This is a genomic window from Mesorhizobium sp. M1163, from assembly GCF_040318415.1.
Lineage (GTDB): Bacteria > Pseudomonadota > Alphaproteobacteria > Rhizobiales > Rhizobiaceae > Mesorhizobium.
In genome coordinates this window covers 22,920-45,510 of the sequence record NZ_JAMYMF010000008.1, presented here as the reverse complement: position 1 = coordinate 45,510, position 22,591 = coordinate 22,920, and the positions used below count along the sequence as shown (strand labels likewise).

Below are 22,591 nucleotides of genomic sequence, written 5' to 3'. Positions count from 1 at the left end.
ACCGTTTCACACTTTTCCTGGAATTGCTCTAGACGAGTTCGTTTCCGGCGCTCGTGACCTGAGTCAGGGTCTGGCTCCATCCTGCTGTTCAGGAATGATTTCCCGTGTCTGGTCTCTCCCTCATGAGAGAATCCTGTTCTATTGTGTCGCGCCACCGTGGAGGGAGCAGTGTATGGACGAAAAACCAGTCGATTCGCTCAGCGAAAGCGAGGCGGCAAGCGAGTTGAAGCGGTTGGCGCAGGAGATCGCCGAGCACGACCGGCGCTACCATGGCGAGGACGCGCCGATAATCACGGACGCGGAATATGACGCGCTGACGCGGCGCAACCTCGCCATCGAACAGCGCTTCCCCGCTTTGGTGCGCGAGGATTCGCCCTCACGCAGGGTCGGCGCACCGCCGGCGGAAGGCTTTGCCAAGGTGCGTCATGCGGTGCCGATGCTCAGCCTCGCCAAGGCCTATACCGACCAGGACGTCACCGATTTCATTGTACGTGGCCGGCGGTTCTTTGATCGCGACAAGGATCTGGACATCGCCTTCACAGCTGAGCCGAAGATCGACGGGCTGTCGGCTTCGCTGCGCTATGAAGGTGGTGTGTTCGTGCAGGGAGCAACGCGCGGCGACGGCGCCGTTGGCGAGGACATCACCGCCAATCTGAGGACCATCGCCGACATTCCCAAGACCTTGAATGGATCGGGCTGGCCCGAGGTCATCGAAATACGCGGTGAGGTCTATATGACCTACGCGGAATTCGAGGCGTTGAAGCAGCGGTCGGCGGCGCTCGGCGGCCAGGACTACGTCAATCCGCGCAATACCGCGGCCGGGTCGCTCCGTCAGAAAGACCCGTCCGTTACCGCCAGCCGCAACCTCAAGTTCTTTGCCTACGCCTGGGGCTTTACCACAAAGGATCCGGCTCCGACCCAATACGATTCCGTGCAAACATTCGCGGAGTGGGGATTCAAGGTCAGCCCGCTGATGGTCCGGGCAAGATCGGTCGAGGAACTGGTCGCGCATTATCACCTGATCGAGACCCAGCGCTCATCACTGGGCTACGACATCGACGGCGTCGTCTACAAGGTCGATCAGCTGGAATTGCAGCGCAGATGGGGTTTCGTCACTGGCGAACCGCGCTGGGCCATCGCCCACAAATTTCCGGCCGAACAGGCGATGACAACCGTGCTCAGGATCGACATTCAGGTGGGCCGTACCGGTACGCTGGCGCCCGTTGCCCGGCTTGCACCCGTCACGGTCGGCGGCGTAGTGGTCGAAAACGTCACGCTTCACAACGAAGATTACATCAAGGGTCTGGACAGCAACGGCCAGCCGATCCGCGACGGCTATGACGTGCGTATCGGCGACACAGTGGTCATCCAGCGGGCAGGGGACGTCATTCCGCAGATCGTCAGCGTCGTAGCCGATAGGCGTCCGGCAGATGCCGTGCCCTACGAATTCCCGCACAAATGTCCGATCTGCGGCTCACCCGCAACGCGCGAGATCAACGAGAAGACCGGCAAGGAGGATTCCCGCCGCCGCTGCACCGGCGAACTGATCTGCCCTGCGCAGGCCGTGGAAGGATTGCGCCATTTCGTGTCACGCGGCGCCATGGATATCGAAGGCCTGGGCGCTGAAAACATAGATCTGTTCTTCAACGCCGGGTTGATCAAGACAGCCGCCGATATCTTTACGCTCAGGGATCGTCGTCCCGCCGTTACCAAGGCGCTGGCCGAGCGGCGGGAAGAGCAGGCCAGGCAGCGTGAGGCCGCGTCGGGCAAGACGCGCAAGAATGTACGCAGTGTCGAGGAACGCAACTACGACGGCCTCGACAAGCTCTTCGCTGCCATCGACGCTCGCCGCGAACCGGAACTCGATCGCTTCATCTTTGCGCTGGGCATCCGCCATATCGGCGAAACGACGGCCGCTGTGCTTGCCCGAACCTTCTCGACGATCGAGGAGTTGATCCGCATTGGCAAGGAGACAGCAGCGGCAGCCGATCCACACACCATTTTTCCTTCGATCAACGGCATCGGCGATACGGTGATAGGTGCGCTTCGCGATTTCTTCGGCAATGAACGCAACGACGCCGTGCTTGAAGCGCTGCTCACACAGGTCCACCCGAAGCCATACATCGTGAACGTCTCAGCCGATAGTGCGGTCGCCGGCAAGACAATCGTGTTTACAGGCACGCTGGAAAAGATGACGCGCCCCGAGGCCAAGGCGATGGCCGAACGTCTCGGCGCGAAGGTCGCCGGCTCGGTTTCTGCGAAGACCGATCTCCTGGTAGCGGGGCCGGGCGCCGGTTCCAAGCTGAAGGACGCGACCAAATTCGGCATCGAGGTGATCGACGAGGACACCTGGTTGCAGCGGATCGGCAAGGGCGCGTGATGGCGGCTGCGTTCAACGGTTTTGGGCAAAAGGCCATTCCCTTCCTCAAGGCGCTGGATTTTCATCAGAGCCGGGAGTGGTTTTTGGAAAACCGCGACCTTTTCGAACGGGATCTGCGCGACCCCTTCGGCGATCTGGTCGAAACGCTCTCCGAGCGCTTCACGGCCGCGGGGCTCGGCCTGCGCGGCGACCGCAAGAAGTCGCTGTTCCGGATTAATCGCGATGTGCGTTTCGCCAAGGACAAACGGCCTTATAACCGGCATTTGTCGGCGATCCTTTCGCCTGACGGCACCAAGATGGAACAGGGCGTGTTTTACGTCCATATCGGGCTCGATCGCTGCTTTGCCGCCGTTGCCTGGTGGCAGCCCGGACCGGAGCTATTGCTGGCGCTGCGCAACGCGATCGCGAAGCGGCCGGCTGAATTCCGCACCCTCGTCGCGGCGCTGAAGAAGAACGGCCTCGAGCTCGACCCGGACGGCTGCATGAAGCGCACGCCGCGCGGCTTCGAGCATATCGCCGAGCCCGATCTCGCTGCCGCGATCCGCAATCGGCATTTTGCCGTCCGGCACGCAGTCGAGCCGGCGGATATTTATGGAGCTGGATTGGTCGACGAACTCGTCGACTTCGTCATGCGGGCAAAACCGCTGCTCGACTGGGGCAGGGCGATCGAAGGCAAGGCTTCGCCGCGCTAGCGGATAAATCAGACAGTCAAATGCGCCGCGCAGTGTAGAGGCTGGTGGTCATGTTGCGGGTTATGGAGCCTTGGAACTCGTCGCGGACGATGCGACCCAGCTCCGCCAGGATTGCTTCGCGGTCGCTGCGGATGTTGATGTTGGAAAAAGTGGCATAGAGGGCGACCGTCTGGTCAGGATCGAGGACGAGCGACCAGACACTTGTCCCATGTTCGATGGAATCGAACGCGCCGGTTCGCTCCAGCGCCGCCACGCGGGCCTCGGCATCAAGGGCGAACGGAATACCATTTGAGCCCGCCGAAGGGCTCGAAGGCCCTTCAAGCAGTGCCTTCGTCGCATCATGAAAGGGATCGGGGCGACTGTTGTCGCCGAATACATTCCAGACCATTGCCCACCAGCCGCCCGGCCGAAGCAGCTCGGCGACCTTGACCAGCGCGGTGTCCTCATCCAGCCAATGAAAGGCAGTGGCGCTGACGCCGAGATCAAAACCGGCCTTCTCAAGGACGGCATCCTCAAACGCAGAGACGCTCACCGAGAGCGCCTTGTCCTGAATAGTCTCGCAAAGGAAAGTCGCGAGGCGAGAATCCGGCTCGATGGCGAGCATCGGGCTCGCGCCCAGTTCGAGTAAGCGGCGCGTAGCAGTTCCTGTACCTGCGCCAATCTCGAACGTCGCCGTGCCAGGGGCGAGACGGCACCGTTCACATAGAATTTCGAATACCCAATCAGGATAGCCAGGCCGCGTCGCGTGATAGCTGCCGGGATCGGCGCCGAAGGCCAGGCGGCCGAATTTTGGATCGATGAAAAATTCGCTCATTGCAACCACCTCTGGGGAAGCACCTCTGGCCTTGGGTCTGTGGCCGCCACTTTTGGCAAGGACCGATGGGCGCAAACGGATATGCCCTCCCAGGTGCCAAGCGTCTGATTTTTATCCACTGGCACTGGAGCGCCTTGCCGCCCGCCTCACCCATCACTTCCGCTGATCATTTGCCTCAATCGAATTGGTGTGACAAGCAGGGCGGCCCTCCCTACATACGACCGTCCCGAGGAGGCGATTGATGTCGGCGGAAGCAATCTCCGAAAACAGTGCGAAAAGCGATTTCTGGGACGGCGTGCGGCTCAGCATGCCCGTCGTGGTGGCATCGGCGCCGTTTGCATTGCTGTTCGGGGCGCTCGCAGTCGACAACGGGTTTTCCGTGCTCGAAGCGTTCCTGATGAGCGCAACGGTGTTCGGCGGCGCCAGCCAGATGGTCGGCATCGAGCTGTTCGGCCAGCATGTCGCGCCGTGGCTGATCGTGCTGTCGATCTTCGCGGTGAATTTTCGCCACGTGCTCTATTCGGCCGGTATCGGCCGGCGCATCGCGCATTGGCCACTGATCCAGCAGGCGATAGGCTATTTCGTGCTCACTGATCCGCAGTTCGCGATGGCCGAGCGCAAGGCGGAGGCCGGCGAAACCGTCGGGTTTACCTGGTATATGGGGCTTGGGCTGCCGGTCTATGTGTTCTGGGTCATCGAAAGCGCGCTCGGCGCGATGTTCGGCAAGCTTATTCCCGACACCCATGTGCTGGGCATCGACTTCCTGCTGCCGATCTATTTTCTCGGCCTGGTTATGAGCTTCCGCAAGCGGCCGCTGTGGCTGCCGGTGGTCATCGCCAGCGCTGCCGCCTCCATCATTGCGTACAAAACCGTCGGCTCGCCCTGGCATGTCTCCATAGGTGCGCTGGCCGGCGTGCTGCTCGCCGTCATCCTGCCGCCCCGCCACAGCGGCGTGGAGACACGGCCATGAGCACGACCTTGTGGATCATCGTCGCCGCTTCGATCGCGACCTATCTGACCCGCATCGGCGGTCATCTGGTGATCTCACGCTTCGACCATATCCATCCGCGCGTCGAGGCCGGGCTCAGCGCCGTGCCGGCGGCGGTGCTGACCACGCTGGTGGCGCCGGCGGCGCTCAGCGCCGGACCGGCGGAATGGGCAGCCTTGATCGTTGCCGGCCTTGTCTCACTGCGCGGCGGCCTGATGGCGATGTTCCTGGCGGGTGCTGCCGTGCTGATCCTCGCGCGGCAGCTCGTCGGGTAGTGGACCGACGGAGTACGCCTGTCTTCCTGCCAGATCGCCGCTTCACGGTATTTTGCCGTCCATCTTCGGGAACAGAACGACACTCTCCTGTGCGGTCGGTTCGTTGCGGGCGCCAATAAAGGCGGCCGGCGTGCTTGCCCGGTTCACGGCAACGTGAAGCACGTTGGCGGGAATGTAGAGATAGTCGCCGGGATGCACGAGGTCGCGAAACTGCAGTTCGTCCCCGCTCCACATCTCCAACTCGTCTCCGCTCAGCATATAGAATGCTGTTTCGTGGCGCGCATGAACATGGGCTTTGGTCCGCTTGCCCGGCGGGATTGAGGCGACGCCCAGCCAAAGGGCCTTCGCTCCGACGGTCTCAGCACTTATTCCCGGCAGATAGTCCGACCCCTGTTCGGCCCGATAAGCCTCGCCGCCCCTAACAACCAAAGCCTTTCCCTCGCTGGGCGCAGCACTGTCCATTGCGGCCGGCTGTTTCAACATCATCATCTTGAACCTCCGTTTGTGTTAGTCTGTGCGAAGGACGGCCAGAATGATCAGTCCCCCGTCCGAAGTCCTTAACAGGAGGCGAAAAGTTCCGAATTCTTCCGAAGCCGGAAAGCGAGATGCTTCAGCACCGCGACGCTTCGCGTTCGGGCCGTTCGTGCTCGACCTGCTGCGCGGGACGCTTGTTCGCGAGGGCAAGCCAGTTGCGGTCGGGCAAAAAGGCTTGTCGTTGCTTCAGGCCCTGGTGGAGGCACCGACGCAGGCGCTGAGCAGGACGGCCCTCATGGAGGCCGCCTGGTCCGATGCCGTCGTCGAGGAAAGCAATCTTTCGGTGCAGATTGCCGCCCTGCGCAAGCTACTCGGCCCGCAGCCGGACGGCAGCGAATGGATCGCCACCGTCCCCCGCACCGGATATCGCTTCGCCGGCAGTGTTCATGTGCTTGACCCCGCTGCAGACGATGCGCTTCCGAGCCAACTGGCGGGTCTCTCCGAAAGGGCGTCCATTGCGGTGTTGCCGTTCGCCAATGTCAGCGGCGACAGGGAACAGGCCTATCTGGCTGACGGCATCACCGAGGACATCATCACCGCGCTGACAAGGTTCCGATGGTTCCGGGTGATCGGGCGCAATTCCAGCTTCGTCTATAAGGACAAGTCGGTCGACTCCAAACAGGTGGCCCGCGAGCTTGGCGCCCGTTATGTCTTGGAAGGAAGTGTGCGCCGGTCCGGCCAGCAGATCCGGGTCTCGACGCAACTGGTCGATGCCGCCTCGGCCAATCAGATCTGGGCCGAACGATACGAGATGGAACTGACGGAGGCGTTCGCCGTCCAGGATGCCATAGCCGAGCGGGTGGCTGGTGCGATCGAACCCGAACTGCTCAAGACGGAGTCGCTCCCAGCCGTTGGACGCAACAGCGGAAATGCGACGGCCTGGGACCTGGTGCGGCAAGGTACCTGGCATTTTCACCACGTCGGCCGTCAAACTCACTTGCGTGGCCGCGAGTTATTTCGGCTGGCGTGCAAGCTCGATCGTGAACTCGCAGAGGCCCATCTCTGGCTCGGTCGGGTGAGCGCCGGCATCGTCGCTTACGGCTGGAGCGACAAGCCGGCACAGGATATCCGAGAAGGCCTGGATGCAGCCCTGAAGGCGGTTCGGCTCGACGAGAAAAATCCCTATTCGCATTATGCGCACGCCATCTGCAGCATCTATGCCAATGCGCAGGAACAAGCCGTTCTTGCTGCGGAAAGAGCGATCGAGATCAGCCCAAGTTTCGCCCTTGGTCATCTGGCTATGGGAATGGGGCAGCTTTTCCGCGGCAGCGCATCCGAAGCGATAGCGCCGCTCGAACACGGCCTTATGTTGAACCGGTACGATCCGCAGAACTTCGTCTGGTTTAATGTCCTGGCGCTCGCTTATCTATTTGCGGGGCAGGCAAACGAGGGGCTCGTCGCGGCGATTGAGGCTCGCAAGGTCGGTCCCACGTGGCGACCCACCTATGAAACACTCGCCTGCTGCTACGTCTCGCTTGGCCGTCTGCCGGAGGCAAGATCTTGCGTCGAACTGATGCGGGAGATGGAGAACCCTACAGGCGATGCCTTGGCGCCGCTCAGGCTGCGCAATCCACATTGGGCAGACCAGATGGCGGATCTGTTGAAGAAAGCCGGTTGGCAGCAGTAAGGCTGCGGTCAATCCCCTGCAGATTGGCGTCGTCTGTGTGATGTCGGTCACGCAGTTGTTGGGCAGCACAAGCCAGGTCGGCTTCGCACTCAGGGTGATGCTGGGGTCCGGTCGATAGCCGACCCACCGCCATTGCGAAAATCACCACTTCTGATCGTGCGGCTTCGCCGCAGCGCTCATCTGCGCTGCAAACCATGTAATAGCTCCTGCCCAGCCAGCAGGTTTCTTGAATATCGACGCGACCTGCGACAGGCTCAGCCGGATCGCCTCCGCTCTCTCCTGGTGGGCGCGCCGCACGGCGCCGCTATAGAGCGCTTCACGCTGCTTTGGCGTCAATGCGCTTAGATCGATCGGCTGGATGCCGAAGGGCTCGGGCGACATTTCCATCTCCCCCTGGTTTGCCGTTTTGATAGGCAGCTACACCGACGATTTACGGGAAAGGGCTAATCAGCTAAAATGAATAATTAAGATCGTTACGTTCTCCAGGAGAGATGTATGGATTTGGCCGATCTGCGCATCTTCCGCACGGTGGTGCGCGAGGGCGGAATCACCAGGGCAGCGGAAAAACTGTTTCGCGTGCAATCGAACGTGACCACACGCATCCGGCAGCTCGAGGAGGATCTCGGCGTGCAGCTGTTTATCCGGGAGGGCAAGCGCCTGCACGTATCGCCGGCCGGTCACAAATTGGTCGGCTATGCGGATCGGCTGCTGGCGCTTGCGGAGGAGGCGCGAACGGCGATGCTCGATCCACGCCCGCGCGGCACGCTTCGCCTAGGTGCCATGGAGAGCACCGCCGCGGCACGGCTTCCAAGTCTGCTCGCCGACTATCACGCACGTTATCCCGAAGTGGAAATCCAGTTGCGCACCGGCAACCCGCAGGTTCTCGCGACCGCCATGCTTGCCGGCGAACTCGATGCAGCCTTCGCCGCCGAGCCGATCGCCGACGCTCCGTTCGAAAAGCAGTCAGCATTCCAGGAGCAACTGGTCATTGTCTCGGCGGCATCGCGCGTTTCGATCGACGACCGCCTGGACATGCCCAAAACCATGATAGCCTTCGAGCACGGCTGCCCGCACCGCAAGCGGCTGGAACAATGGTACGCGCGCAGAGGGTTCATGGCCGAGAAAACCATCGAGCTTGGTTCATACCATGCCATCCTTAGTTGCGTGGTGGCTGGCATGGGCATAGCGCTGATGCCGAAAAGTGTGCTTTCGGGTTTCCCGGAGAGCCGCTGGCTAAAGCTGCACGAACTGCCCTCTGACGAAGACAACGCCGTCACGGTGTTGTTCTGGCGCAAGGGAGCCGGTTCTCCCAACGTCACGGCTTTGCAAGAACTGCTTGCGGAGCAAAGCCTGTCAACCGGCGTTGCCGCCGCCGCTATTGCTTGAAGTCGTGCGGCAGCGGGGCGGTTGCCTTTTCCAGCCAGGCCAGCGTCTCGCCGTCGAGCATCGGTCCGATCTCGGCCAGAACCCGCGCGTGGTATTCGTCGAGCCAATGCAACTCGTCACGCGTCAACAGATCCGACCGGATCAGCCGCTTGTCGATCGGCGCCAGCGTCAGCGTCTCGAAGCCATGCATGGCGATGTCACCGCCTTCGACCATCTCAGCCGGAGTGACCAGGACGAGATTTTCGATGCGGATGCCGTAAGAACCTTCCTTGTAGTAGCCGGGCTCATTGGAGACGATCATGCCGGCCAGCAACTTTTCGGTGCCGGTCTTGGCGATACGCTGCGGGCCCTCATGTACGGCAAGATAGGAGCCGACACCGTGCCCGGTGCCATGGGCGAAATCGCAGCCGTGTCTCCATAGCGCCAGGCGCGCTACGGCATCGAGTTCGGAGCCGCGCGTGCCCAGTGGAAAGCGCAGCATGGAGATGCCGATCATGCCTTTCAGCACCAGCGTGAAGCGCTCGCGCATCTCTTCCGTCGGCGCGCCAATCGGCACTGTGCGGGTGATGTCGGTGGTGCCGTCCTGGTACTGTCCGCCGGAATCGAGCAGGAACAGCTCGCCATGCTCCAGTTTGCGATTGGTGGCGCGGGAGACGCGATAGTGCATGATGGCGCCGTTGGGACCAGCGCCGGAGATTGTGTCGAACGAGACGTCGCGCAGCGGCATCTGTGTTTCGTCGCCGGTTTGCCGGCGCGTCTCCTCGAGCCTGGTGACAACGGTGATCTCGTCGAGCGTGCCGGGTTCCTGACGGTCGAGCCAGCACAGCAGCTTGGCGACGGCGGCTCCGTCACGGCGATGCGCGGCGCGGGCGCCGGCGATCTCGGCTTTGTTCTTCGTTGCGCGTGGGATGCGGGCCGGATCCGGTGCGGCAGTGACGGTGCCGCCATTGTCCTCGACCAGCATGCTGAGCTTCTCCGCCGCCAGAGCGGGGTCCAGCGCGATTTTTGCACCGCCCTTGGCCAGGGTGACGATCGCTGTTTCGAATTCACCGGGTTCGTGCAATTCGGCGAGCTGCGTCAGATAGGCTGCGACGGTGCGTGAGAACTTGCGCTGGTCCATGAAAAGCAGATGCGATCCGTCGGCGGCGAGCACGGCAAAGCCGAGCGCCAGCGGTGTGTGCGGCACGTCGCCACCACGGATGTCGAAGGCCCAGGCGATGGAGGAGGGGTCGGTCAATACGGCATGGGTGGCGCCCTCCTTCTCGATGGCTGCCGCCAGCCGGACCAACTTGTCCTTGGCCAGTTCGCCGGCAAAGCCGATCGGGTGGATCTCGACCGGCGCCAGTGGCGGCCCGGGCTGGTCCTGCCAAATGGCGTCGATCGGATTTTGTTCGAGCGGCACCAGTATCGCGCCGGACTTGACGGCCGAGGCCCTCAGCGCCTTGACGTCGCTGATCGTATGCAGCCATGGATCGAAGCCCAACCGCACGCCCTTGCCGAGATTGTCCTTGATCCAGTTGGCCGGCGGGTTGTCGACAAGGCTCTCGATCGAAAAGATGTCGAGATCAACCTCCTGGCGCACCTGCAGCGTGTAGCGCCCGTCGACAAACATGGCGGCGCGCTTGCCAAGCACAATGGCGACGCCGGCCGAGCCGCTGAAGCCGGTCAGCCATTTCAGCCGTGCCGAGCGGTCGGCGACATATTCGCCCTGGTGCTCATCGGCGCGGGGCACGATGAAGCCGTCCAGCCCATTCGCCGCCAACCATTGGCGTAGCATTGCCACGCGCGGCTTGCCAACGGCCGGATCGCCGGCGGAATCGAAGGTCTGGAACATGTGGGCTCTCCTCGAATGCTGGCGCGACCGTAGCGCATGACCTCGAAAATCGGAATCGATTTTCGGAACGATCATGCCTGGTCGCGACAGCCTCTTTTTGCGCATGGAGGCCATGCAGAATCGGCGATTTCAAAAAGCGTCAGCAAGGCTTACCTTCTTAACGTGGAGGAACGTGTCTTATTGCCTGCAAAGGAGACCATCATGTCCACGATTTCAGCCAGACGCGGATTTTTCAGAAGCGCTGTGAACGCGCTGATCGAAGCTCGCCAGCGCGAAGCGAGCCGGTATGTGAGCGGCGTTTTGCTTGGCTTTGATGACGAAACGCTGAAAGCTCACGGCTACGATCGCGAAGAGCTGAAGAAAGCGGCGAACTCTCGCTAGGTCCGAGCGGATGCGTTGAAGGCGCGGCGCCTCAGCGCTTGAGATGGATCGTCACCCAGCCTTCGCGGTGCAAGGTGCGGACGTGCCGGAATTTCTGGCCGACATAGGCCGCGATCACCGCGTCGCGCTGGCGCTCGAGAATGCCTGACAAAACGATCGAGCCACCGCGCGCGATATGCCCGGCCATTTGCGGCGCCAGCCGCATCAGCGGCCGCGCCAATATATTGGCAATTATCAGGTCGAAGGGCGCACGCGCGGCAAAGATCGGATGATGAAAACCGGGTGCAGCCACCGTTTCAATGAGCGCCTTGACATGGTTCAGCCGCGCATTGGCGGCGGCCACCTTGACGGCGACCGGGTCGATGTCGGTCGCCAGCACTGGAATATGAGCGAGCTTGGCCACCGCGATGGCGAGCACCGCGCTGCCGGTGCCAAGGTCGAGCGCGTTGCGCGGATGCTCGCGCTCTATGACCTGCTCCAGCATTTCGAGGCAGCCGGCGGTGGTGCCGTGATGGCCGGTGCCGAAGGCAAGGCCGGCCTCGATCTCGATGGCGAGCTCACCGCTGTGGCGCTTCCTGCGGTCATGCGCGCCATGGACGAAGAAGCGCCCGGCCCGCACCGGCTTCAACCCCTCCAGCGAGCGCGCCACCCAGTCGATGTCGGGCAGCGCTTCGCGCTCTATCGATTTCGACAGCGACAGTCCGGCAAGGATGTCCCTAAGCCGCGCCTCGACCGCATCGACGTTGTCGTCCGCATAGAGCGATACTTCGTGGATGTCGCGGTCCTCGTCGACCTCGAGCACCGCAACCGGCAGGCCCTCATCGTCGAACGCCGCACCGAGCGCCGCGAAGATGCGATTAGCCTCGATCTTGCCCGCGGTGAAATACAAACGCGTCTGCGTCATTACCGGATATGTCAACCTTCCGCCACCAGCCGTTTGAGCTTGGCGATGGCGGCGTCCGGGCTTTCGCCATAGGCAATGGTGCCGGCGAAATCGCCCTTGGCATTGAGCAGCAGCACCGAAGCGGTGTGGTCCATCGTGTAGTCGCCGTCGTTCGTGTCGACTTTCTTCCAGTAGATACCGAAGGACTTGGCCATGGCGTGGACCTTGTCGGGATCGCCGGTGATGCCGAGGATGCGATCGGAGAAATTGCTGACATAGGTGTTCATGATTTCGGGCGTGTCGCGCTCCGGGTCGACCGTAACGAAATAGGCGCGCAGGTTCTTGCCGTCGTCGCCCATCGTCTTCAGCCAGCCGGCCAACTCGAAAAGCGTGGTCGGGCAGACTTCCGGACAATGCGTGAAGCCGAAGAAGACGACGCTGGGGTGGCCGCGAAAGGCGGCTTCGGTGACCGGCGCGCCCTTCTGGTCGACCAGCGTAAACGGCGCTCCGAACGGCTCGCCGCCATAATGTCCGCGGTACCAGTCGAAGGTGAGCCAGCCGATGCCTGCGGCCATCAAGAGCAGAATGCCGACCAGAATTGAACGCATCATCAGTGAAAGTCCGTCGTGATTTCCATCGGCCGCCATATTGGCGCCGTGAAGGCCCTGGCTTGGCGAACACTCTTAGCGGTTCGGTCGCGCCGACGCAAAGATGTCGCGTTGCCGCAACCGGCAATCCAGTGGGAAGGCGATCTGCTTGCAAAGCGCTGCCGTTCGTCCCACCTGAGGTCGGCAAAATTCGAACCGCAGGAGGCCTCTTTGCGAAAATTGATTGGCGGCGCGTTGGCCGCATGCCTGGTCATTGGTGCCGGCGCGGCCGTCGCCGAGGAAGTCGGCAAGGTCGGCGTCGATTGGCTCGGCAACGACATCATCGTCGAGGCGATCAAGGATCCGAAGGTCGAGGGCGTGACCTGCCACGTCTCCTATTTCGACCGTGGCATGATCGACCGCCTGCAGAAAGGCAACTGGTTCGAGGACCCGTCCGATTCTTCGATCTCCTGCCGCCAGACCGGGCCGATCACCATTGGCGATATCGACATGAGCGAGGCCGGCGAGGAGGTGTTCAAGCAAGGCATCAGCCTGATCTGGAAAAAGCAGGTGGTGAACCGGATCTACGACAAGGCCAACGAGACGCTGATCTACCTCTCGCATTCGCGCCAAGTGCAGGATGGCTCGGCAAAAATGTCGGTCACCACCGTGCCGCTCTACGGCCAGAACGTGGTGTGGACCAGCGGCAAGCCGAAATAGAGACTGAAGGTGCTACAGGGTCCTTGGCGCATCCAAACGGATGCGCGGCGCTGCACTCGGCTTGCGAGACTATGCGTGCCGGCGTAAAGCGCGCGCATGGACCGTCCCGAACACCTTGTCCTGAAAGATCCCGAGCCGCGCATCCATCCGACGGCGGAGCTGAAGGCTTGCAAGCTTGGACGCTATGCGTCGATCGGCGAGCGGGTCATCCTGCGCGAGGTGGTGGTCGGCGACTTCTCCTACTTCGAGCGCCACGCCGAGGCGATCTACACGACGATCGGCAAGTTCTGCTCGATCGCCGCCAACAGCCGCATCAATGCGCTGGAGCATCCGGTCGAGCGGCTGACGCAACACAAGATCAGCTACCGGCCCAACGAGTACTTCCGCTGGCTGGGTGTCGATCAGGCGTTCCGCGACCGGCGGCGGGCGAAAGCCGTCAGCATTGGCCATGATGTCTGGATCGGCCATGGCGCGGTGATCATGCCTGGCATAGTGATCGGCAATGGCGCGATCGTCGGTGCCAACGCGGTGGTGACGCGCGACGTGCCGGCCTATGCAATCGTCGCCGGCGTCCCGGCCAAGCCATTGTACCAGCGCTTCAGCGCGGAAACTGCGGCACGGATCGAACGTCTTGCCTGGTGGGACTGGCCGGTCGAGAAACTGGCCAGGGCAGTCCCCGACATGCAGGCCTTGCCTATCGAGGCTTTCCTCGACCGCTGGGAAAACGACGCCGCCTGATCGTTGCGAGCGCGGCGCGTGCGCTGTTTGACCGTGAATTCCTCCTCGCAGGGAACTCGAAGCAGTTGCCGATTGTTTCTCCCTGCCATGATCGAAAAGCTGTTCACCAGGATCGCCAACCATATCGCCCATCTTGCCGGTCTGCCGCCGACGTTTGCCGTCTGTTTCCTGATCATTGTGGTCTGGGCGGCAAGCGGTCCGGTCTTCGGCTTTTCCGACACGTGGCAGCTCGTCATCAATACCGGCACCACGATCGTCACCTTCCTGATGGTGTTTCTCATCCAGAACACCCAGAACCGCGACAGTGCAGCGATCCAGGCCAAGCTCGACGAGTTGATCCGCGTCAGCAAAGCCAAGAATACCTTTATCGGCATCGAGCACCTGACCGAATCCGAAGTCGAGGAAATCCGGGCCAAATGTGAACGCGCGGCGAAGCGGCACGACGAACAGGTTGCCGACATGGCCGCACCCAAAGCCGTGGCCAAGAAGCGCAACGCGAAGAAGCACGCTTCGGCGTGAGGGAGCCTGTTGTCCGGGTTCCTGCGCGACGTTCGCCGGATCATTTCATGAATGCTGCAAAGGCTTCCTTGTAGTCCGGGTGCCAGCGCGACAGGGCAGGGCGGTTCTCGATGATGTCGCCAATCGCCCAAGCCATGCGCTTTTCGTCCATGGACCGGGTCGCCTCGTTATCGGGACACAGGATGTAGAAATCGCCACGCAGCACCGAGGCCAGCATGAAGTCGATGACCTGCTCGCCGGTCCAGGCGCCGGCCGGCTTTTCGGTCGCACCTTCGGTCAGGCCGGTAAAGGTAAACCCGGGAATGAGCAAATGCGCCGCGACATTGGCGCCGGGCTCGTTGCGCAGCGCGTGTGCAAGGCCCTCGGTATAGGTCTTCACGCCAGCCTTGGAGACGTTGTAGGCGAGGTTGCCGGGCGGCGTGGTGATGCCTTGCTTGGAGCCGGTGTTGACGATCAGACCCGGCTTTCCCGCCGCCAGCATGCGCTGCGCAAAGGCCTCGACGCCATGGATGACACCCCAGAAATTGATGTCCAGCAACTGCTTCCAGGCCTCGCGGTTCTCCCAGGGCTTGCCGGGGTTGTTGCCGACGCCGGCATTGTTCATCAGCAGCGAGACGTCGCCGAAGGCGCCGAATGTCCGTTCGGCCAGTCGGTCGAGCTCGTCGGCTTTCGAGACGTCAGTTGCAACGGCAAGCACGGCGCTCTCGCCGGCGATGGCGGCGACGGCGTGTCGGGCCTCATCGAGGCGTGCGCCGCCGATGTCGGCCAGCACGATCTTCATGCCCATCGCCGCTAGTCGTTTGGCCGCGGCAAGGCCGATGCCGCTGGCCGCGCCGGTGATGACGGCGACATTACCGGAGGCAAGTGCGGGCAGGGCGGTCTGGATCTCGGCGTTGGTGGTCATGATTTTCTCCTGTTCTGGCCGCGGCGAACTTAGCGCGGAACGAGGCTCGCGCAAGCCGATGCCGGTATCTTCGGGTTGACCGCGTCGGCGGGCGCTGCGCATGCTGATATCGAAAAAGGAGACTGACGATTGACCGACTGGATCGAGATCCTGAAAGAACAGACCGCAACCGGCGACCAGATGAGCCGCGAAGTGCCGCAAATGCTTGCCAATCCCGACATCAGCGAAGCGCAAGTGAAAACGCTTTTTTCGGCGCTCGAAAAACAGGCGGAGTTCGTCGAAAAGCTGCGTATGGCGCTGGAAAAGTTCGGCCATGATTTTTCAGTGATCAAGGCGGCCGAGCGGCTGGAGGAGCGCTACGCCGACCTTGCCGCCTCGGTAGCGGAAAAGCTGAAGGAAATGCGAGGCTAGAGCCTGTTCCATCCCGATAAAATTCGGGATGGGCTCTATCTTCTCGTTGGACCATGATCTTTTCCGAAAACCGGCATCCACTTTTCGCTGACGCGGTCCTTCGGTTCGGGATCATGGTCTGTCTATTTCTCGATTAGCCGCTCGAAGCGCCTGTCCGGCACTAACCAGATCAGCGCTACCAGGACATAGATCGAGACACCGATCCAGTGATTGACGAAGGTCAGTGCGACGGCGGCGATATAGAGGGCCAGCGAGATCTTTCCCTTGAGGTCATTGCCCAATGCCCTGGCGAAAAGGGTTTCGCTGCTGTGCAGTCGATGCAGGGCCATGGTGAGGATGTTGAAGCCGATGGCGCAGAGCGCCAGGTCGACGCCATAGACGGCGACCGGCACGGGCGCGAAATGGTTCTCACCCATGAAGGCTGTCGTCGCCGGCATCAGCGATAGCCAGAACAGCAGGTTGAGGTTCGCCCACAGCACGCGGCCGTCAACCCGCTGCACGGTATGGAACATGTTGTGCAAATTGTTCCAGTAGATGCCGACATTGATAAAGGACAGCACATAGCTGAGGAATATCGGCCAGAGTGGTGCCAGCGCGGAAAAATCCTCGCCATGCGGCACCTTCAATTCCAGCACCATGATGGTGATGATGATGGCGACCACGCCATCGGTGAATGCCTCGACCCGTCCTTTGCCCATGAATCTCCCCTGACAATCCGCTGAGGTTAAAAGAGGATCTCGCTCAGCGCCATCGGCAAAGCTGCCAAACTTGTCAGGAGCAAGTCGGGAAGGGGGAACGGCTGACGCGAAAAAGGCGTTTGGTGTCAGATCCCGAACAGCAAAAGGTCGAAAAATGACAGCTCACGCTCAAGTCATGACGCGCGATCACGAACTCGGCGGCAGCGCCGCAGCGGCTGCCGTGGCTGCCATGATCGCGGCTCTTTTCGCCGGCAGCACGGCGCTGACGCCGCTTTACATCATCTACAAGCAGGTCTTCGGCTTCTCGCAGATCACTTTGACGCTGGTCTACGCCGTCTATGTCATCGGCAATCTGGCAGCGCTGCTGATGTTGGGCCGTGTGTCCGATGTTATCGGGCGCCGTCCGATGGCATTGGCCGGGATGGCGGTGGCCGTCGTCAGCGCGGTGTTTTTCCTGTTCGCAGAAAATGTCGCGTGGCTCGACATCGCCCGGATTTTGAGCGGATTGGGAATTGGCGTCGGCGCCGGGACTGGGACGGCCTGGCTCGCCGAATTGCTCTCGGCCAACGACAAGTCACAGGCGGCGACGATTGCCACCAGCACCAATTTTCTCGGCCTCGGCATTGGTGCGCTGGGGGCCGGGTTGCTCGCAGAATACGCACCTTGGCCGCTCAGGCTGATATTCGTCGTCCACCTGGCGATGCTAGCGATCGTAACCCTGCTGATCTGGCGTACGCAGGAAACCGTTTCGCGGCCGGGAAAACTGGCTGACGTCTCGATGCGGCCGCGGCTTTCCGTGCCTGATGACATCCGCGCAAATTTCGTTGCGCCGGCGGTGACCGGCTTTGGCGCGATGGCGCTCGTCGGCTTTTATGCGGCACTCGCGCCGAGCATCCTGGCGCAGCAACTGCAGGTAGCCAACCATGCGGTAGCCGGCGCTCTGTTCTTTGAATTGTCGATCGTGGCGGCCGGCACCATTGTGGCGACGACGCGTCTTTCGAGCCGGGCCGCGATGTTTGCGGCACTTGCGCTGATGATCCCCAGCGTCGCACTGATCGTTGCGGCGCAGCTCTTCGCCTCGATGGCCATCATGGTCGCCGCAAGTGCTCTGTGTGGCGTGTCGGCAGCGCTCGGCTATCGCGGCGGCTTGCAAGTGGTGAACGAGATCGCGCCGGCGGACCGGCGCGCCGAAGTGGTCTCGGCCTTCTTCATCTGCTGTTTTTGCGGCAACGCGCTGCCGGTCATCGGCATCGGCATCCTGTCGACCGTGGCAAGCGCGACCGTGGCGAGCCTGGCCTTTGCCGGCATGATTGTCGTCTTTTCCCTGGTGGCGCTCGGGTTTGGCGCGAAATACGCGCGCTGAGCCGGCCTTTCAGCCGTTCGGCGTCTCGGGCGAAAGATGCGCGCGCTGGCGCGGCACGCCGAGGCCGGTATCCGGCGGTTCGCCGGCAGCCGGCCGGCTCTCGATCATGTGCACGCTGCGCCAACCGCCGAAGCGATAATAGGCCGTGGCCAGCACGAGCGAGGTTATCGAGCCGGCCGGAAAGCTCCACCACAACGCTTCCTCACCGATCGCACTTCGAAAGAAATAGGCGAAGCTGGTGCGCACCAGAAGTACCGAGATCACCAGGATGATCAGCGGCGGCATCACCGCGCCCGTGGAACGCACAGTGGCGAAGAGCACGATGGTGATGCCGAACAGGATGAAGGACCAGGATGCGACCTTGTTGATGTGAGTGGCGATGTCGATCGCTGCACTGTCGCTGCTGAGGAAGAGGCTGAGCACCGCGCGATCGAATACGAACAGCAGCGCGACAAGCACGCCGGTAAGCACAAGGTTGAAGCCGACGCCGGACGCGGCGATGCGGCCGATCCGGTCCCAGCGCCCGGCGCCGACATTTTGCGCCGCCATGGACGAGACCGCGGCGCCGATGGCGAGCGCCGGCATCTGGATATAGGTCCAGAGCTGGGCGGCTATGCCCTAGGCAGCCGCGACCTGCGAGCCGTAGGCATTGACCATGCCCATCACAGTCAGCGCCGCGGACGAGACGACGATCATCTGCAGGCCCATCGGCACGCCCTTGAAGACGACAATGCGCAGCAGCGCCGGGTCCGGCCGCAGCAGAGCAAGATTGGCGCCGGCCAGCCGCAGCGGGTGCTTGCGCGCATAAAGCACGATCAGGATGGCAAGCACGCTTACCGTCTGGCCGATCAGCGTCGAGGTGGCCGAGCCGGCGATGCGAGCGACTGCAGAACATTGGAGCCGAGCACCGGCAGGGCGAACAGCAGCAATGTACGCGGGATAGGTCCACTGGTGAGGTCGCTGGTCCGCCGGCGTGCGGGCATCTTGTCGTCCATGGCAGGCAACTCGGCGAAGGCTTATCTTGAGTCCGGTCCGCAATGATTGCCGATTTAACGAGACAGGTCGACGCAGCGTTGCGAATTCCGCCTGGCGTGCCTTGATCCAATCATGTTCTCAAAGCTTCCGGAATCGTATATTGATCCTGCACGCGTGGGGCCGCATCTTTCCTGGATCTCATGGGCAAGCCGGGGGTTCATGTCCGATATTCCGCTGTTTTTTGAGCGCCTGAACCGGCGTGCGTTTCTTGGTGCATCCGCTTTGGGCGCGGCCTCCGTGGCTCTTTCGGCGTGCACCACGACGGACGTAGCGGCGCCGCCAGTGACCGCGGCGCCAAGCGATCCGGCTTTCGGCGATGCCGCAAGTATGTATGCGGCGCGCGTCGACGAGGGCTATCAACTGCCGGCAATCCCGGTAGCCAAGGTCGATCCGAAATTCGTGCGCCAAATCGTGTCCGATCCGACCGGAGAAAAACCCGGCACGATCGTCGTCGATACCTCCGAGCACTTCCTCTATCTGGTGCGCGACGGCGGCAAGGCAATTCGCTATGGCGTCAGCCTCGGCAAGGCCGGTTTCGGATGGACCGGCAGCGCCGTGGTTCAGGCGAGGAAGAAGTGGCCGGTCTGGACGCCGCCGCCGGAGATGATCCAGCGCCGGCCGGAACTGGCGAAATACAAGGACGGCATGCCGCCCGGCCCGCACAGCCCGCTGGGCGCACGCGCGCTATATCTCTTCCGCGACGGCAAGGACACGATGTACCGGCTGCACGGCACGCCGGAGTGGGATTCCATCGGGAAGAACGCTTCCTCCGGCTGTGTGCGCTTCATGAATCAGGACATTATCGACCTCTACAGCCGCGTCGACGGCGTCGCGCCGGTCTTCGTGCGCCCGAACCTGTCGGCCGCCGGGAAGATCGCCGCCGTGTCGGACAGGACGGCCGAGCCGATCGATGCGGGCGTGCCAAAGGACGCGGAGATGTTGAGGTAAGTGCCTTCGACGGATCATCAGTCTTAGGTTTTGCAAACCCACTAGAACACAATCCTTGTGCCGGCGAGCCGCAACTGAAGGGCCCGACCGTTCGATCGTGCCAGGCAGGCGGACGCGTTCGGCGCATCCGCCTGCCTGGGGGTGTCGCTACTTCCCGGCGAGGCCTGGAAGCGTGACCTGATAGACCAGGAACATCGTGTCGACATCGGCGCCATCTTCGGCCTTGTAGGCCGCGCCGACCTGGAAGCCGTCCTGGGTGAGAAAGTCATTGTCGTTGGCGACGAACAGGAAATAGTCGTCGGGCCGTGTTGGATCGAGGACGCTCACCACCGACATCGCCTCCCACTTCTCCGAAAGGTTGTTGCGGTCATTGGGCGCGCCATTGTGCAGCCCGAAGCGGCCGAGCTCGGTCTTGTCGTTGATGTCGATGAACGGCGTCAGCTTGGCCGGCGTCACCGAGGGATCGAGCTCACCTTTGGGCGCAACCGGCTTGTCCTTGTCGAACTCGGTGCCGGCGATGTCGGTTGCCGCCGACACATCGACGACGCTGATCTCGCGATAGAGCGAGGTGTCGCCCTTCACCCCCTGGCCGTTGCCGCTGTCGCGCGCCAGCATCAGGAAGGTCTTGTCCGACAGAGCCACGATTTCGCTCTGCGCGGCAATCTTGGTCTTGCCCTTGGCATCGGTGAACACCGGCAGCGGCACAACATATTCATGCGCAAGCTTGAGTTGGGCCGGATCCGAGGCATCGTAGACCAGCGCGCGCGTGTTCTGGCGCGTCGAAGCGGAATCGCCGCCATCCTGTCTGGGGGCCGATTGCAGCACAGCGATCAGGAACTTCCCGTCCGGCGTCAGTGCCATGCCTTCGAGGCCCTGGTTGTTCTGACGGCCGGTTTCGGGAGCCGTCGGATCTGGGTCTGCCGCGCCCGGTCCCGGATTGTTGGACGCGAAGTTCGGCGTTCCATGACGCATCGGGACAAGCGCCGCCGGCGACTGCGTTGCCGACATCAGACGCCCATCGGCGGAGAAGTGGTAGATGTTCGGACCATATTCGTCCGAGATGAACATGGTGCCGTCGGGCAGCCGCACGATCGCCTCGTTATCGAGCGCGAGCTTGCCGTTGGCTTCGGGCAGGATCGGCATGTCGTCGGTCGCGGCGCGCACGCCGTTGAGCGGATCGAGGCCGGTTGCGTCGGCGCCCTTGTCGTCGGTCAAAAGCATGGTGTCGGCAAGGGTTGCCTTGAGGCCCGACTGTTCCTGGCCGGCGGCTGGTGCCGCACCCGGTGCGATCGGGGCGAATTCGATGGCAATCGTGTTGATGCGCGGACGGTAATCGGTGGTGCCGACGACATTGTAGCCACGATCCGGCAGCAGCCACAGCGAGCCCTTATAGCCATCGGCGCCATGCGTCCAGCCGGCAGCGTCGATCGCCATGCCCGAGCCGGAGCCAAACGTCTCGCCGAACTTGTCCCTTTGGCTGGCCGGGATGCGACCGACACCGACCAGGCCCTTGTTGACGAAGCTGACGCCGCCGACGGTCGCTGCGTTTTCAGCCAAGGCCGGAGTCAAGGCGGTGAACATCGCCAGCGCGACTGCGAGGGACGCGTTTCGGTGCAGGTTTTTCATGGAAATCCTCTTTGTGACAAAACAGCCGGGATCTGAAAAAGCGCCGCGTCGCATCGAGAATGCCGCGAAAGCCTTCGGAGAAGCGATCTAGGACGCGAACATGATACTTGCGTGACAGTGCTGCGCTTGCCTGGGCCTCATGTGGTCGCAACTAGCCCGGGCATGGCGAATCCGTCGCCACCGAGAGCAATTAACAACTTTACAAATAATCATTCTTATGTGAAGTTATGACAATGAAAGGTCACCGATGACAGTCTGTCGTTTCGCTACCCGCCTCAATTCCTTTGCCTCGCGGCCACAGGCCGAGTGGCCTGATCTTGTTGGTAAACCGTCCATGCTGCAAATGGCGGCGCGTGCGGCGAAGGTTGCGGAATTGACCGATCTCGACCTCAACTTCCCCGACCATGTCGATGAAAAACCTGCGGAAATGGCACGCAAACTCGGCGATCTCGGGCTTTCCATCAATGGCTTCGCCATGCGCTACTACTCTAATCCGGCCTTCAAGCTCGGCGCCTTCACCAATCCGGATCCTTCCGTTCGCCGCGAGGCCATCGACCTGACCAAGGCCGGCATCGACGCCGCGCGCGAGGCCGGCGCCAGCCTGATGACATTGTGGCTCGGGCAGGATGGCTTCGACTACGCCTTCCAGGCTGACTACGCAACACTCTGGCAACACGAAATCGATGGCATTCGTGAAGTAGCGGCGCATGATCCGGGCTGCCAGATTAGCCTTGAATACAAACCCAACGAGCCGCGCTCCTACAGCCTGATGCCCGATGCGGCGACGACATTGCTGGCGATCCGCGAGATCGGCCTGCCCAATCTCGGCGTGACGCTCGATTTCGCTCACGTGCTCTATGCCGACGAGCAGCCGGCTTTCGCTGCCGCCCTCATAGCACGGCACAGCAAGCTGCTCGGCGTGCACCTCAACGACGGCTACGCCAAGCGCGACGACGGCCTGATGGTCGGTGCCGTGCACACGCTGCAGACGATCGAGCTGCTCAGGCAGATCCGCCGCGACGGCTATGCCGGGGCCATCTACTTCGACACGTTCCCCGACATGACCGGGCTCGATCCCGTCCACGAATGCGAAGTCAACATCGCCACCGTCAAGCGCATGCTGCGCGTCGTCGAGCGGCTGGAAAAGGACAACCGCCTGTCAGCCGCCGTCGATCGTCAGGACGCGGTCGCGTCGCAGGCCATCATCCAGGAAGCCATGCTCGGGCCGGACAGCTGAGGCCGGCGCCA

The 22,591-nt window shown here is 62.2% G+C and carries 25 protein-coding genes; 14 read left to right on the top strand and 11 right to left on the bottom strand.

Going from position 1 to position 22,591, the window contains the following annotated elements; translation table 11 throughout:
* Nucleotides 1-172: 172 nt before the first annotated feature.
* Together ligA and NKH43_RS09950 are read left to right on the top strand one after the other, a co-directional pair.
* Nucleotides 173-2,380 carry an NAD-dependent DNA ligase LigA gene (ligA, locus tag NKH43_RS09955; protein WP_352857870.1) on the top strand — a complete coding sequence of 736 codons (2,208 nt, stop codon included), beginning with the start codon at nt 173-175 and terminating at the stop codon, nt 2,378-2,380.
* On the top strand, nt 2,380-3,072 hold the full coding sequence (locus NKH43_RS09950; RefSeq protein WP_023721190.1) for a DUF2461 domain-containing protein: 693 nt from the start codon (nt 2,380-2,382) through the stop codon (nt 3,070-3,072). The genes ligA and NKH43_RS09950 overlap by 1 nt, the downstream gene beginning before the upstream one ends.
* Nucleotides 3,073-3,088: 16 nt before the next feature.
* On the opposite strand, the gene NKH43_RS09945 is transcribed toward NKH43_RS09950, so the two are convergent.
* On the bottom strand, nt 3,089-3,886 hold the full coding sequence (locus tag NKH43_RS09945) for a class I SAM-dependent methyltransferase (RefSeq protein WP_352495125.1): 798 nt from the start codon (nt 3,884-3,886) through the stop codon (nt 3,089-3,091).
* A gap of 241 nt (nt 3,887-4,127) precedes the next feature.
* Between NKH43_RS09945 and NKH43_RS09940 the strand changes: the two genes are divergently transcribed.
* Both NKH43_RS09940 and NKH43_RS09935 read left to right on the top strand, forming a co-directional pair.
* Nucleotides 4,128-4,856, top strand: coding sequence for an AzlC family ABC transporter permease (locus tag NKH43_RS09940; RefSeq protein WP_023721188.1), 729 nt, complete (start codon nt 4,128-4,130; stop codon nt 4,854-4,856).
* Nucleotides 4,853-5,149 carry an AzlD family protein gene (locus NKH43_RS09935; RefSeq protein ID WP_023721187.1) on the top strand — a complete coding sequence of 99 codons (297 nt, stop codon included), beginning with the start codon at nt 4,853-4,855 and terminating at the stop codon, nt 5,147-5,149. The genes NKH43_RS09940 and NKH43_RS09935 overlap by 4 nt, the downstream gene beginning before the upstream one ends.
* 42 nt (nt 5,150-5,191) lie before the next feature.
* Here NKH43_RS09935 and NKH43_RS09930 read toward each other — a convergent pair whose 3' ends face one another.
* Nucleotides 5,192-5,638 carry a cupin domain-containing protein gene (locus tag NKH43_RS09930; RefSeq protein ID WP_502906468.1) on the bottom strand — a complete coding sequence of 149 codons (447 nt, stop codon included), beginning with the start codon at nt 5,636-5,638 and terminating at the stop codon, nt 5,192-5,194.
* Nucleotides 5,639-5,792: 154 nt separating this feature from the next.
* Here NKH43_RS09930 and NKH43_RS09925 point away from each other — a divergent pair, with 154 nt between their 5' ends.
* Nucleotides 5,793-7,310 carry a winged helix-turn-helix domain-containing tetratricopeptide repeat protein gene (locus tag NKH43_RS09925; protein WP_352857867.1) on the top strand — a complete coding sequence of 506 codons (1,518 nt, stop codon included), beginning with the start codon at nt 5,793-5,795 and terminating at the stop codon, nt 7,308-7,310.
* 141 nt (nt 7,311-7,451) lie between these two features.
* Here the strand turns inward: NKH43_RS09925 and NKH43_RS09920 are convergent, their stop codons facing one another.
* A complete protein-coding gene (locus tag NKH43_RS09920; protein ID WP_352481531.1) occupies nt 7,452-7,691 on the bottom strand; it encodes a hypothetical protein in 240 nt (79 codons plus the stop codon).
* A 114-nt stretch (nt 7,692-7,805) separates the two neighbouring features.
* Between NKH43_RS09920 and NKH43_RS09915 the strand changes: the two genes are divergently transcribed.
* Nucleotides 7,806-8,696, top strand: a complete 891-nt coding sequence (locus NKH43_RS09915) for a LysR family transcriptional regulator (protein WP_352857864.1) — start codon at nt 7,806-7,808, stop codon at nt 8,694-8,696.
* Here the strand turns inward: NKH43_RS09915 and NKH43_RS09910 are convergent.
* Nucleotides 8,686-10,530 (bottom strand): aminopeptidase P family protein, encoded by a 1,845-nt coding sequence (locus NKH43_RS09910; protein ID WP_023721182.1) that lies wholly within the window; start codon nt 10,528-10,530, stop codon nt 8,686-8,688. The genes NKH43_RS09915 and NKH43_RS09910 overlap by 11 nt on opposite strands.
* Before the next feature lie 36 nt (nt 10,531-10,566).
* Here NKH43_RS09910 and NKH43_RS09905 point away from each other — a divergent pair, with 36 nt between their 5' ends.
* A complete protein-coding gene (locus NKH43_RS09905) occupies nt 10,567-10,911 on the top strand; it encodes a hypothetical protein (RefSeq protein ID WP_348633244.1) in 345 nt (114 codons plus the stop codon).
* 31 nt (nt 10,912-10,942) lie between these two features.
* Here the strand turns inward: NKH43_RS09905 and NKH43_RS09900 are convergent, their stop codons facing one another.
* Both NKH43_RS09900 and NKH43_RS09895 read right to left on the bottom strand, forming a co-directional pair.
* On the bottom strand, nt 10,943-11,815 hold the full coding sequence (locus NKH43_RS09900) for a 50S ribosomal protein L11 methyltransferase (RefSeq protein ID WP_352857862.1): 873 nt from the start codon (nt 11,813-11,815) through the stop codon (nt 10,943-10,945).
* An 11-nt stretch (nt 11,816-11,826) separates the two neighbouring features.
* Entirely contained in the window at nt 11,827-12,405 is a 579-nt protein-coding gene (locus tag NKH43_RS09895; RefSeq protein WP_023721179.1) for an SCO family protein, read from the bottom strand.
* A 207-nt stretch (nt 12,406-12,612) separates the two neighbouring features.
* Here NKH43_RS09895 and NKH43_RS09890 point away from each other — a divergent pair, with 207 nt between their 5' ends.
* From NKH43_RS09890 to NKH43_RS09880, 3 genes are all read left to right on the top strand, one after another.
* Nucleotides 12,613-13,101, top strand: coding sequence for a CreA family protein (locus tag NKH43_RS09890; RefSeq protein WP_023721178.1), 489 nt, complete (start codon nt 12,613-12,615; stop codon nt 13,099-13,101).
* A gap of 96 nt (nt 13,102-13,197) precedes the next feature.
* Nucleotides 13,198-13,839: a DapH/DapD/GlmU-related protein gene (locus NKH43_RS09885; protein ID WP_023721177.1), complete on the top strand. Its 642-nt coding sequence runs from the start codon at nt 13,198-13,200 to the stop codon at nt 13,837-13,839.
* Between the two features lie 87 nt (nt 13,840-13,926).
* A complete protein-coding gene (locus tag NKH43_RS09880) occupies nt 13,927-14,358 on the top strand; it encodes a low affinity iron permease family protein (protein ID WP_031194582.1) in 432 nt (143 codons plus the stop codon).
* A gap of 40 nt (nt 14,359-14,398) precedes the next feature.
* On the opposite strand, the gene NKH43_RS09875 is transcribed toward NKH43_RS09880, so the two are convergent.
* Nucleotides 14,399-15,262, bottom strand: coding sequence for an SDR family NAD(P)-dependent oxidoreductase (locus NKH43_RS09875; RefSeq protein ID WP_352481527.1), 864 nt, complete (start codon nt 15,260-15,262; stop codon nt 14,399-14,401).
* 129 nt (nt 15,263-15,391) lie between these two features.
* Between NKH43_RS09875 and NKH43_RS09870 the strand changes: the two genes are divergently transcribed.
* Entirely contained in the window at nt 15,392-15,673 is a 282-nt protein-coding gene (locus NKH43_RS09870; protein WP_023721174.1) for a hypothetical protein, read from the top strand.
* A gap of 122 nt (nt 15,674-15,795) precedes the next feature.
* On the opposite strand, the gene NKH43_RS09865 is transcribed toward NKH43_RS09870, so the two are convergent.
* Nucleotides 15,796-16,371 (bottom strand): TMEM175 family protein, encoded by a 576-nt coding sequence (locus NKH43_RS09865; RefSeq protein WP_023721173.1) that lies wholly within the window; start codon nt 16,369-16,371, stop codon nt 15,796-15,798.
* A 175-nt stretch (nt 16,372-16,546) separates the two neighbouring features.
* Here NKH43_RS09865 and NKH43_RS09860 point away from each other — a divergent pair, with 175 nt between their 5' ends.
* Complete coding sequence (locus tag NKH43_RS09860; protein ID WP_352857860.1) at nt 16,547-17,734, top strand: MFS transporter; 1,188 nt, start codon at nt 16,547-16,549, stop codon at nt 17,732-17,734.
* Between the two features lie 9 nt (nt 17,735-17,743).
* Here NKH43_RS09860 and NKH43_RS09855 read toward each other — a convergent pair whose 3' ends face one another.
* On the bottom strand, nt 17,744-18,349 hold the full coding sequence (locus NKH43_RS09855) for an MATE family efflux transporter (RefSeq protein ID WP_502906469.1): 606 nt from the start codon (nt 18,347-18,349) through the stop codon (nt 17,744-17,746).
* A gap of 3 nt (nt 18,350-18,352) precedes the next feature.
* A complete protein-coding gene (locus tag NKH43_RS09850) occupies nt 18,353-18,565 on the bottom strand; it encodes a hypothetical protein (RefSeq protein ID WP_352857856.1) in 213 nt (70 codons plus the stop codon).
* A 363-nt stretch (nt 18,566-18,928) separates the two neighbouring features.
* Here NKH43_RS09850 and NKH43_RS09845 point away from each other — a divergent pair, with 363 nt between their 5' ends.
* The gene (locus NKH43_RS09845) at nt 18,929-19,717 is read left to right on the top strand and encodes a L,D-transpeptidase (protein ID WP_352481524.1); all 789 of its coding nucleotides are present in this window, start codon (nt 18,929-18,931) and stop codon (nt 19,715-19,717) included.
* A gap of 147 nt (nt 19,718-19,864) precedes the next feature.
* On the opposite strand, the gene NKH43_RS09840 is transcribed toward NKH43_RS09845, so the two are convergent.
* Complete coding sequence (locus NKH43_RS09840; RefSeq protein WP_352857854.1) at nt 19,865-21,343, bottom strand: esterase-like activity of phytase family protein; 1,479 nt, start codon at nt 21,341-21,343, stop codon at nt 19,865-19,867.
* Between the two features lie 247 nt (nt 21,344-21,590).
* Here NKH43_RS09840 and NKH43_RS09835 point away from each other — a divergent pair, with 247 nt between their 5' ends.
* The gene (locus NKH43_RS09835) at nt 21,591-22,580 is read left to right on the top strand and encodes a TIM barrel protein (RefSeq protein ID WP_352495131.1); all 990 of its coding nucleotides are present in this window, start codon (nt 21,591-21,593) and stop codon (nt 22,578-22,580) included.
* The last annotated feature ends 11 nt before the right edge of the window (nt 22,581-22,591 follow it).

Coding starts and splice junctions, on each gene's coding strand:
- ligA (WP_352857870.1), top strand. CDS start 173: ATGGACGAAAAACCAGTCGATTCGCTCAGCGAAAGCGAGGCGGCAAGC.
- NKH43_RS09895 (WP_023721179.1), bottom strand. CDS start 12,405: ATGATGCGTTCAATTCTGGTCGGCATTCTGCTCTTGATGGCCGCAGGC.
- NKH43_RS09940 (WP_023721188.1), top strand. CDS start 4,128: ATGTCGGCGGAAGCAATCTCCGAAAACAGTGCGAAAAGCGATTTCTGG.
- NKH43_RS09930 (WP_502906468.1), bottom strand. CDS start 5,638: ATGATGATGTTGAAACAGCCGGCCGCAATGGACAGTGCTGCGCCCAGC.
- NKH43_RS09935 (WP_023721187.1), top strand. CDS start 4,853: ATGAGCACGACCTTGTGGATCATCGTCGCCGCTTCGATCGCGACCTAT.
- NKH43_RS09845 (WP_352481524.1), top strand. CDS start 18,929: ATGTCCGATATTCCGCTGTTTTTTGAGCGCCTGAACCGGCGTGCGTTT.
- NKH43_RS09885 (WP_023721177.1), top strand. CDS start 13,198: ATGGACCGTCCCGAACACCTTGTCCTGAAAGATCCCGAGCCGCGCATC.
- NKH43_RS09945 (WP_352495125.1), bottom strand. CDS start 3,886: ATGAGCGAATTTTTCATCGATCCAAAATTCGGCCGCCTGGCCTTCGGC.
- NKH43_RS09860 (WP_352857860.1), top strand. CDS start 16,547: ATGACGCGCGATCACGAACTCGGCGGCAGCGCCGCAGCGGCTGCCGTG.
- NKH43_RS09910 (WP_023721182.1), bottom strand. CDS start 10,530: ATGTTCCAGACCTTCGATTCCGCCGGCGATCCGGCCGTTGGCAAGCCG.
- NKH43_RS09840 (WP_352857854.1), bottom strand. CDS start 21,343: ATGAAAAACCTGCACCGAAACGCGTCCCTCGCAGTCGCGCTGGCGATG.
- NKH43_RS09835 (WP_352495131.1), top strand. CDS start 21,591: ATGACAGTCTGTCGTTTCGCTACCCGCCTCAATTCCTTTGCCTCGCGG.
- NKH43_RS09875 (WP_352481527.1), bottom strand. CDS start 15,262: ATGACCACCAACGCCGAGATCCAGACCGCCCTGCCCGCACTTGCCTCC.
- NKH43_RS09950 (WP_023721190.1), top strand. CDS start 2,380: ATGGCGGCTGCGTTCAACGGTTTTGGGCAAAAGGCCATTCCCTTCCTC.
- NKH43_RS09880 (WP_031194582.1), top strand. CDS start 13,927: ATGATCGAAAAGCTGTTCACCAGGATCGCCAACCATATCGCCCATCTT.
- NKH43_RS09920 (WP_352481531.1), bottom strand. CDS start 7,691: ATGTCGCCCGAGCCCTTCGGCATCCAGCCGATCGATCTAAGCGCATTG.
- NKH43_RS09905 (WP_348633244.1), top strand. CDS start 10,567: ATGACCTCGAAAATCGGAATCGATTTTCGGAACGATCATGCCTGGTCG.
- NKH43_RS09900 (WP_352857862.1), bottom strand. CDS start 11,815: ATGACGCAGACGCGTTTGTATTTCACCGCGGGCAAGATCGAGGCTAAT.
- NKH43_RS09915 (WP_352857864.1), top strand. CDS start 7,806: ATGGATTTGGCCGATCTGCGCATCTTCCGCACGGTGGTGCGCGAGGGC.
- NKH43_RS09865 (WP_023721173.1), bottom strand. CDS start 16,371: ATGGGCAAAGGACGGGTCGAGGCATTCACCGATGGCGTGGTCGCCATC.